This window comes from Mycobacterium helveticum (genome assembly GCF_007714205.1).
Classification (GTDB): domain Bacteria; phylum Actinomycetota; class Actinomycetes; order Mycobacteriales; family Mycobacteriaceae; genus Mycobacterium; species Mycobacterium helveticum.
This window is the reverse complement of record NZ_VMQU01000164.1, coordinates 1-9,484: the sequence shown is the minus strand read 5'-3', so window position 1 is coordinate 9,484 and position 9,484 is coordinate 1. Positions and strand designations below refer to the sequence as shown.

The window sequence follows — 9,484 nt, the reverse complement described above, 5'->3', positions numbered from 1 at the left end:
ACCCCGACCCCAGAAACCCCGACGAGCTGGACGCCGAGGCCCAGCGGGTCGAAGTCGCCGAGCAGCGGCTGCTGGCTGAGCTCGCCGATGCGCGCGCGCGGCTCGACGCCGCCCGCGCGCAACTGGCCGAGCGCGAACGCGCGGCCGCGGAGGCCGACCGGGCCCACCTGGCGGCGGTCCGCGCCGAGGCGGACCGCCGGGAGGGTCTGGCCAGGCTGTCCGGCCAGGTGGAGACCATGCGCGCGCGGGTCGAGTCGATCGACGAGAGCGTCGCGCGGCTGTCCGAGCGCATCGAACAGGCCGCCGCACGGGTACAGCAGACCCGGGCCGAGTTCGAGACCGTGCAGGGGCGGGTCGGCGAGCTCGACCAGGGCGAGATGGGCCTCGACGAGCACCACGAGCGGACCGTGGCCGCGCTGCGGTCGGCCGACCAGCGCGTCGCCGAGCTGCAGGCCGCCGAGCGGGGCGCCGAACGCCAGGTGGCTTCGCTGCGGGCCCGCATCGACGCGCTGTCGGTGGGACTGGAACGCAAGAACGGCGCGGCCTGGCTCTGCGAGCACCACGGCGGGTCGGGGTTGTTGGGGCCGCTCGCCAGGATGGTCAAGGTCCGCTCGGGCTACGAGGCGGCGGTGGCCGCCGTGCTCGGCTCGGCGGCCGACGCGCTGGCCGCCGAGAGCCCCGGCGCGGCCCGGGCCGCGGTCGCCGCGCTCAAGGAAGCCGACGGCGGGCGCGCGGCCCTGGTGCTGGGGGACTGGCCGGCCCCGCAGGACCCCGCGCGCCCCGGCGAGCTGCCCGGCGGGGCGGTGTGGGCGCTGGACCTGGTCGAGACACCGGCGCGGCTGCGTGGCGCGCTGACCGCCATGCTTTCCGGTGTCGCGGTGCTCGACGACCTTGCCGCGGCGCTCGATCTGGTCGCCGCCCGCCCGCGGTTGCGCGCGGTGACGCTCGACGGCGACCTCGTGGGCGCCGGCTGGGTGAACGGCGGCTCCGACCGCACGATGTCCACGCTGGAGATCACCTCCGAAATCGACAAGGCCGGCAGCGAGCTGGCCGCGGCGGAAGCGCAGGTCGCCCAGCTGAGCGCGGCGCTGTCGGGCGCGCTGACCGAGCAGGCGGCCCGCCGGGACTCCGCCGAGCAGGCGCTGGCCGCGCTCAACGAGTCCGACACCGCCATCTCGGCGATGTACGAGCAGCTCGGCCGCCTCGGGCAGGACGCCCGCACGGCCGAGGAGGAGTGGCACAGGCTGCTGCGGCAGCGCGAGGAACTGGAGTCCGGTCGCGCGCACACCGTCGAACAGGTCACCGAGCTCGAGACCCGGCTGCGCAACGCCCAGGAGACCCAGCAGGTCCGGGCCGACGAGCCGGACCCGACGATCAGTCGCCGACAGATCGCCGCCGCCGCCGAGAGCGCCCGCGGCGTCGAGGTGGAGGCCCGGCTGGTGCTGCGCACCGCCGAGGAGCGGGCCAACGCGGTGCGCGGGCGGGCGGATTCGCTGCGCCGGGCGGCCGCCGCCGAACGCGAGGCCCGGGTGCGCGCCGAGCAGGCGCGCGCCGCGCGGCTGCGCGCCGCCGCCGTCGCCGCGGCGGTGGCCGACGCCGGGCGGCTGCTGGCCGCGCGCCTGGACCGGGTGGTCGGCGCGGCGTCGCAGATCCGCGACGCGCTGGTCGCCGAGCGGCAGCAGCGCTCGGCGGCGATGGCCGCGGCGCGCGACGAGGTGAACGCGCTGGGCGCCAAGGTGGCCGCCCTCACCGATTCGCTGCACCGCGACGAGATGGCCAACGCCCAGGTGGCGCTGCGGATCGAGCAGCTCGAGCAGACGGTGCTCGAGCAGTTCGGGATGGCTCCGGCCGACCTGATCGCCGAGTACGGTCCGCACGTCGGGCTGCCGCCCAGCGAGCTGGAGATGGCCGAGTTCGAGCAGGCCCGCGAGCGCGGCGAGCAGGTGGTCGCCCCGGCCCCGATGCCCTATGACCGGCCCACCCAGGAGCGCCGGGCCAAACGCGCCGAACGCGAGCTGGCCGAACTGGGCCGGGTCAATCCGCTGGCGCTGGAGGAGTTCGCCGCCCTCGAGGAGCGCTACAACTTTTTGTCCACCCAGCTCGAGGACGTCAAGGCCGCGCGCAAGGACCTGCTGGACGTCGTCGCCGACGTCGACGCCCGCATCCTGCAGGTGTTCAGTGACGCGTTCGTCGACGTCGAACGCGAGTTCCGGGAGGTCTTCGCGGTGCTCTTCCCCGGCGGCGAGGGCCGGCTGCGGTTGACCCATCCCGACGACATGCTCGCCACCGGCATCGAGGTGGAGGCGCGTCCGCCCGGCAAGAAGGTCACCCGGCTCTCGTTGCTGTCCGGTGGCGAGAAGGCGCTGACCGCGGTCGCGATGCTGGTGGCGATCTTCCGCGCCCGCCCGTCGCCGTTCTACATCATGGACGAGGTCGAGGCCGCGCTCGACGACACCAACCTGCGCCGCCTGATCGCGCTGTTCGAGCTCCTTCGGGCGCGCTCGCAGCTCATCATCATCACCCACCAGAAGCCGACGATGGAGATCGCCGACGCGCTCTACGGCGTGACCATGCAGGGCGACGGCATCACCGCGGTGATCTCGCAGCGCATGCGCGGCCAGCAGGTGCAGCAGCTGGCCTCGGCCGCCCCTTAGCACGCGCCGATCCGACGCCGGCGGCTGCCGCTGCCCGCGCCGATCCGACGGCTGGAACAATGTCAGCGTGTCGCAAGGATTTTGGATCGCCCTCGCCGTCGTCACCGTCCTGCTGGTCATCGCCGCGCTGGTGGCGGGGCTGGTGCGTTACCGGCGGCGCCGCATCAGGCTGGCCCGGCCCGAACCCGGCACGCTCGGGCGTCCGCGTGGCTACACCGCGTCGTCGGGCATCACGTTCAGCCAGGGCGCAGCGGCCGAGGAGCGGCTCGACACCACGGGTCTGCCCGCAGTAGGCGACGACGCGACGATTCCCCGCGACGCGCCGCGGCGCACCATTTCCGACGTCGGGCTCCCCGAACCCGAGACCCTCGCGCCGCCGCCGGAAGCGCCGCCGGCCCCCGAGGCGCCCGCTCCCGAGGAGCCCGAAGGCCCCGGGATCGAGGCCATCGAGCCGACCGAGGGCCGGCTCGAACGGCTGCGCGGCCGGCTGGCCAAATCGCAGAACGCGTTCGGGCGCAGCCTGCTGGGCCTGATCGGCGGCGGCGACCTGGACGAGGACTCCTGGCAGGACGTCGAGGACACCCTGCTGATCGCCGACCTGGGACCCGTGGCCACCGCGTCGGTGATGACGCAGCTGCGCAGCCGTCTGGCCGGCGGCGACGTGCGCACCGAGGCCGACGCCAAGGCCGCGCTGCGCGACGTGCTGATCACGCAGCTGCAGCCGGGCATGGACCGCTCGATCCACGTCCTGCCCCACGCCGACCGTCCGTCGGTGCTGCTGGTCGTCGGCGTCAACGGCACGGGGAAGACGACGACCGTCGGCAAGCTGGCGCGGGTGCTGGTGGCCGACGGCCGGCGCGTCGTGCTGGGCGCCGCCGACACCTTCCGCGCCGCGGCGGCCGACCAGCTCGAGATGTGGGCGTCCCGGGTTGGCGCCGAGGTGGTGCGCGGCCCCGAGGGGGCCGACCCGGCGTCGGTGGCCTTCGACGCCGTCGACAAGGGCATCGCCGCGGGCGCCGACGTCGTGCTCGTCGACACCGCGGGCCGGCTGCACACCAAGGTCGGGCTGATGGACGAGCTGGGCAAGGTCAAGCGGGTGGTGACCAAGCGGGCCGAGGTGGACGAGGTGCTGCTGGTGCTCGACGCCACCATCGGGCAGAACGGGCTGGCCCAGGCGCGGGTTTTCGCCGAGGTGGTCGACATCACCGGCGCGGTACTGACCAAGCTCGACGGAACGGCCAAGGGCGGCATCGTGTTCCGCGTTCAGCAGGAGCTCGGGGTGCCGGTGAAGCTGGTCGGGCTCGGCGAAGGGCCCGACGACCTGGCGCCGTTCGAGGCGGCCGCCTTCGTCGACGCGCTGCTCGGCTGAAACCCGTTGCACGGCCCCCTTACCCAACGGGGCCGACGTTAATGCCGCCGAAACACGGCGGCCCCAACGCGGAAACAACCATCTCGCAAGGTTCTGGTCAGGTCATCAGGCACGTGTCTGACGGCCAGTTCACGGCCGACCGGAGGTGGTAGCGAGTGACATTCCCGATGATGGGTCAGCCAGATACCGGCGATACCGCCTGGATGCTGGCGAGTTCTGCGCTGGTGCTGTTGATGACGCCGGGTCTGGCGTTCTTCTACGGCGGCATGGTCCGCGCCCGCAGCGTGCTCAACATGATCATGATGAGCATCAGCGCGATGGGTGTGGTGACGATTCTGTGGGTGCTCTACGGATATTCGATGGCCTTCGGCGACGACAAGGGCAACGTCGCGGGGGACCCGACCGAATTCTGGGGTCTCAAGGGCCTCATCGGCGGGAACGCGGTGAAGGCCGACGCGAGCGCCGGCACCGCCGCCACCGACATCCCGCTGGTCGGCGGCATGCCGGCCACGGTGTTCGTGGCGTTCCAGCTGATGTTCGCGATCATCACGGTCGCGCTGATCTCCGGCGCGGTGTCCGACCGGTTGAAGTTCAGCGCCTGGCTGGTGTTCGCCGGGCTGTGGGCGACGCTGGTGTACTTCCCGATCGCGCACTGGGTGTTCGCGTTCGACGGCGTGGTGGCCGGGCACGGCGGCTGGATCGCCAACAAGCTGCACGCGATCGACTTCGCCGGCGGTACCGCGGTCCACATCAACGCCGGCGTGGCGGGGCTGATGCTGGCGATCGTGCTGGGCAGGCGCAAGGGCTGGCCGACCACCCTGTTCCGCCCGCACAACCTGCCGTTCGTCATGCTCGGCGCGGGCCTGCTGTGGTTCGGCTGGTACGGCTTCAACGCCGGTTCGGCCACCAGCTCCAACGGTTCGGCCGGCACGACGTTCGTGACCACCACGATCGCGACGGCCGCGGCCATGCTGGCCTGGCTGGCCACCGAGCGCATCCGCGACGGCAAGGCGACGACGCTGGGCGCGGCATCGGGCATCGTGGCCGGGCTGGTCGCCATCACACCGTCGTGCTCGTCGGTCAACGTGCTGGGCGCGCTGGCGATCGGCGCGATCGCCGGCGCGGTGTGCGCGCTGGCGGTCGGGCTCAAGTTCAAGCTGGGCTTCGACGACTCGCTCGACGTGGTCGGCGTCCACCTGGTCGGTGGGCTGGCGGGCACGCTGCTGGTCGGCCTGCTCGCCGCGCCGGAATCCCCGGCCATCAACGGCGTCACGGGCGTGTCGCGGGGATTGTTCTACGGCGGCGGCTGGGCCCAGCTGGAGCGGCAGGCGATCGGCGCCTTCAGCGTCCTGATCTATTCTGGTGTGGTCACGCTCGTTTTGGCGTTGATCCTGAAATACACGATGGGACTTCGCTTGAGTCCCGAGGCGGAAGCCGCGGGCATCGACGAGGCCGAGCACGCGGAAAGCAGTTACGATTTCGCGGTGACGACCGGCTCGGTACTTCCCACCCGGGTTGCCGTGCGGGACACCCGGAACGGCCTGGAGGAGGAACGAGTGGTCGAGAAAGTTGAGGCCGAGTAGAAATGAAGCTCATCACCGCGATCGTCAAGCCGTTCACCCTCGACGACGTCAAGACCGCGCTCGAAGACGCGGGCGTCCTCGGGATGACGGTCAGCGAGATCCAGGGCTACGGGCGCCAGAAGGGCCACACCGAGGTCTACCGGGGTGCCGAGTACTCCGTCGATTTCGTGCCCAAGGTCCGGATCGAGGTCGTCGTCGACGACTCCATCGTCGACAAGGTCGTGGACAGCATCGTGCGGGCCGCGCGCACCGGCAAGATCGGTGACGGCAAAGTCTGGGTCAGCCCCGTGGAAACCATTGTGCGGGTGCGCACCGGTGAACGCGGGACCGATGCGCTGTGACGCCCGCCGGACGTCGTTGATCCGGACCATGGAGGGATGACCCCGAGCGGGTCCGACTCGTCGGCAGCAGGAAGCGATTGCGGGGCAACCGATTTGGCTGCCTCTCGGCGCCGCCTGCTGGCCGGGGGCGGTGAGCTCGGCCCCGCGGAGTTGCGGCGGGCCTGGCTGGATCTGCACGAGTCCTGGCTGGCGGCCAAGGCCGCCGAGATCGGGATCACCGGCGACAGCGGTTTCGCGATCGTCGGCGTCGGCGGCCTGGGCCGCCGCGAACTGCTGCCGTACTCCGACCTGGACCTGATGCTGCTGCACGACGGCAAGCCCCCCGACGTGCTCGAGCGGGTCGCCGATGGGTTGTGGTATCCGTTGTGGGACGCCAACATCCGGCTCGACCACAGCGTGCGCACCGTGTCGGGGGCCCTCGGCGTGGCCGGCAGCGACATGGTGGCCGCACTGGGCATGCTGGACTCGCGCCACATCGCGGGGGACGCGCGGCTGTCGGAGGAGCTGATCGCCGGGGCGCGGCGACAGTGGCGCAGCGCCATTCGGTCCCGGATGGACGAGCTGGTCGAGATCACCGACGCCCGTTGGCGGCGGTGCGGCCGGATCGCCCAACGCGCCGAGCCCGATCTGAAGTCGGGGCGGGGCGGTCTTCGCGACGTGCAGTTGCTGGACGCACTCGGGCTCGCACAGCTGATCGACCGCCACGGCATGGCCAACCCGGACATGCCCGGCGGCTCACTGGACGCCGCCTATCTGACGCTGCTCGACGTGCGCACCGAACTGCACCGGGTGTCCGGGCGCGGACGTGACCTGCTGCTGGCCCAGTTCGCCGACGAGATCAGCGCCGCACTGCATTTCGGTGACAGGTTCGACCTGGCCCGCATGCTGTCCGGTGCCGGCCGCACCATCGCCTACCACGCCGAGACGGGGCTGCGGACCGCCCAGATCGCGCTGCCGCGGCGCGGGATCACCGCCCTGGTGCGGCGGCCGAAGCGGCGGCCCCTCGACGAGGGGGTCGTCGACTATGCGGGCGAAATCGTGCTCGCCCGCGACGCGCGTCCCGGCACCGACGCCGGACTGGTGCTGCGAGTGGCCGCCGCGTCGGCCGACAGGGGATTGCCGATCGGCGCCGGCACGCTGAGCCGGCTGGCCGCCGACGCCCCCGACCTCCCGACTCCGTGGCCGCGCGAGGCGCTGGACGACTTCCTGGTCGTGCTGTCCGCCGGCCCGACCGCGGTGGCCACCATCGAGGCGCTCGACCGCACCGGCTTGTGGGGGCGGCTGCTGCCGGAATGGGACGCCGTCCGCGACCTTCCGCCGCGCGACGTCGCACACAAGTGGACGGTGGACCGGCACGTGGTCGAGACCATGGTCAACGCCGCTCCGCTGTCGACCCGGGTGGCGCGTCCCGACCTGCTTGCGCTCGGCGCGCTGCTGCACGACATCGGCAAGGGCCGGGGCGTGGACCACAGCGTGCTCGGGGCCGAGATGGCGCTGAAGATCGGTCCGCGGCTGGGGATCTCACCCGCGGACACCGAGCTGCTGTCCAAGCTGGTGCGCCACCACCTGCTGCTGCCGGTGGTGGCCACCCGGCGCGATTTGAAGGACCCCGCGACCATCGAGGCGGTGTCCGAAGCCCTGGGCGGGGATGCCCTGCTGCTCGAGGTGCTGCACGCGCTGACCGAGGCGGATTCGAAGGCCACCGGACCCGGGGTGTGGAGCGAATGGAAGGCGTCCCTGATCGAGGACCTGGTCCGGCGCTGCCGGATGGTGATGGCCGGTGAGACGCTGCCGCGGGCTGAACCGATTGCACCGCAATATCTTTCGTTGACCGGCGAGCGCAGGATTCAGGTGGAGGTCAAGCCCGGCGGCAGCGAGCGCCTGCAGGTCGTGATGATCGCGCCGAACCAGCGGGGGCTGGTGTCCAACGCCGCCGCGGTGCTGGCGCTGAACTCGCTGCGGATCCATTCGGCGTCGGCCAACGTCCACGGCGACGTCGCGGTCATCGAGTTCGTGGTGTCGCCGCTGTTCGGTTCGCCGCCCGAGGCGGGCCTGCTGCGCCAGCAGTTCGCCGGCGCCCTGGCCGGTGACATCGACGTGCTGGGCACGCTGGAGAAGCGCGACAACGACGCGGTGAGCGCCGCCACCGCGCGGGCCGGCGAGGTGCAGGTCGGCGTGCCCGTCACGCGTTCCACCGCCCCGCCCCGCATCCTGTGGCTGGAGACCGCGCCTTTCGGCCAGCTGATCCTGGAAGTCCGCGCCATGGACCGGGTGGGCCTGCTGGCGCTGTTGACCCGGGCGCTGGAACGGGCCGGGGCCGACATCGTCTGGGCGAAGGTCAACACCTTCGGATCGACCGCGGCCGACGTGTTCTGCGTGACGTCGCCGGCCGGGGACAGCGAGCAGTCCGCGCGCGCGGTGGTCGAGCAACACCTGCTGGCCGTGTTGGGCGGCCCCGCCGTCGAGGTGCTCGAGGAGCCCGTCGGCGACTAGTCCGACGTTGCGCCGCAGATTATGGACCGCGGCGAAGATATGGTTACGCCGGCAGATCCACCCGCAGCGCCAGGTGCTCATCGAGTATCCGGCGCAGCGCGGCGTCCATCGGATGCGCGGATGCGAGGTCGCGGCCCAACCGGCTGTCCACCACGACGACCGCGCCCTCACGCAGTTCGGCGGTGTCGACCTGATCGACGAAAGGATCGAACAATGCGGGCGGCGTGGCCAGGTAATACAGCGTCCGGCGCGACCCGTTCAACCCGGCGGCATACATCAGTCCGTGTTGGGTGATCACGAAAAGCTCCGAGGTGATTCTGGCGTTCGGGGCCTCGGCCCTGCCCCATGCGATTGCGGCGCATCGGGTTTGAGTCAATCGGTCGGCGACGTCGTCGGTCAGCGTGAGTAACCTTCCCACGAGTGCGCCACCCATTCGCGGATATGCGTCGATTGCGGGTCTGAAGTACCGGTGGAAGATCTCACCGAAAAAGTCGTACGGTCGCTCACTCATCGCAGCTCCCAGGTTTGCGCAGGACACCTCTATTGTGCGCCCGTCCCGTCAGCTGTGCACGAGTTCGGCCAGGACGGCAGCGCGCCGCCGTCGTGGCCGCGCCGAGCGACCTGCATCGAATGAAGTGCCGCCTCACCACCCCTCGCCTGCGTGCCGGGATCGTGGTGAGCGCCGGCGCTACCGCGGTGTCGACAAGAACTCCAGTGAGTGGCCGAGGTTGTGTTGCGCGGGGCTGGTCAGGCCCTCCTGGAGTTCCCATTCGTAGCCGCGGATCGCCAGCACGTAGGCGTCGGGAACGTGTTCGAAGCACTGTTGGGCGGTCGCCAGGATTGACGGCACGGAGATTGCGTGCGAGGTGAAGCTGAAGTCCAGCTTCGGCTCCGGACGGCTCAGCGTGAACGATTCGACCGCAGGGTCTTTCGTGGCATCCACGAACAACACTCGGGTGTATCGACTGATCAGACCCTGATTTTTCAGCCGGCTTGTGATGATCTTGTTTTCGGTGATCTGGTTGATGGTGGCTGCGCGCTGAT

The 9,484-nt window shown here is 71.3% G+C and carries 6 protein-coding genes and 1 pseudogene; 5 read left to right on the top strand and 2 right to left on the bottom strand.

The window, feature by feature from the left end:
* From smc to FPZ47_RS24655, 5 genes are all read left to right on the top strand, one after another.
* Window positions 1-2,654: chromosome segregation protein SMC (smc, locus tag FPZ47_RS24675; RefSeq protein WP_145039659.1), on the top strand; the 2,654-nt coding region annotated here is incomplete at its 5' end.
* A 67-nt stretch (window positions 2,655-2,721) separates the two neighbouring features.
* The gene (ftsY, locus tag FPZ47_RS24670; protein ID WP_144956379.1) at window positions 2,722-4,023 is read left to right on the top strand and encodes a signal recognition particle-docking protein FtsY; all 1,302 of its coding nucleotides are present in this window, start codon (window positions 2,722-2,724) and stop codon (window positions 4,021-4,023) included.
* Between the two features lie 167 nt (window positions 4,024-4,190).
* Entirely contained in the window at window positions 4,191-5,606 is a 1,416-nt protein-coding gene (locus FPZ47_RS24665; RefSeq protein WP_144956384.1) for an ammonium transporter, read from the top strand.
* A gap of 2 nt (window positions 5,607-5,608) precedes the next feature.
* A complete protein-coding gene (glnB, locus tag FPZ47_RS24660) occupies window positions 5,609-5,947 on the top strand; it encodes a nitrogen regulatory protein P-II (protein ID WP_144956377.1) in 339 nt (112 codons plus the stop codon).
* Window positions 5,948-5,983: 36 nt separating this feature from the next.
* Window positions 5,984-8,440 carry a [protein-PII] uridylyltransferase gene (locus FPZ47_RS24655; protein WP_144956375.1) on the top strand — a complete coding sequence of 819 codons (2,457 nt, stop codon included), beginning with the start codon at window positions 5,984-5,986 and terminating at the stop codon, window positions 8,438-8,440.
* A gap of 43 nt (window positions 8,441-8,483) precedes the next feature.
* Here FPZ47_RS24655 and FPZ47_RS24650 read toward each other — a convergent pair whose 3' ends face one another.
* Both FPZ47_RS24650 and FPZ47_RS24645 read right to left on the bottom strand, forming a co-directional pair.
* Window positions 8,484-8,951 carry a glucose-6-phosphate dehydrogenase gene (locus FPZ47_RS24650; RefSeq protein WP_144956373.1) on the bottom strand — a complete coding sequence of 156 codons (468 nt, stop codon included), beginning with the start codon at window positions 8,949-8,951 and terminating at the stop codon, window positions 8,484-8,486.
* Window positions 8,952-9,128: 177 nt separating this feature from the next.
* Window positions 9,129-9,484: pseudogene (locus FPZ47_RS24645) on the bottom strand (hypothetical protein); the annotation flags it as partial.

Coding starts and splice junctions, on each gene's coding strand:
- glnB (WP_144956377.1), top strand. CDS start 5,609: ATGAAGCTCATCACCGCGATCGTCAAGCCGTTCACCCTCGACGACGTC.
- FPZ47_RS24665 (WP_144956384.1), top strand. CDS start 4,191: ATGATGGGTCAGCCAGATACCGGCGATACCGCCTGGATGCTGGCGAGT.
- FPZ47_RS24650 (WP_144956373.1), bottom strand. CDS start 8,951: ATGAGTGAGCGACCGTACGACTTTTTCGGTGAGATCTTCCACCGGTAC.
- FPZ47_RS24655 (WP_144956375.1), top strand. CDS start 5,984: ATGACCCCGAGCGGGTCCGACTCGTCGGCAGCAGGAAGCGATTGCGGG.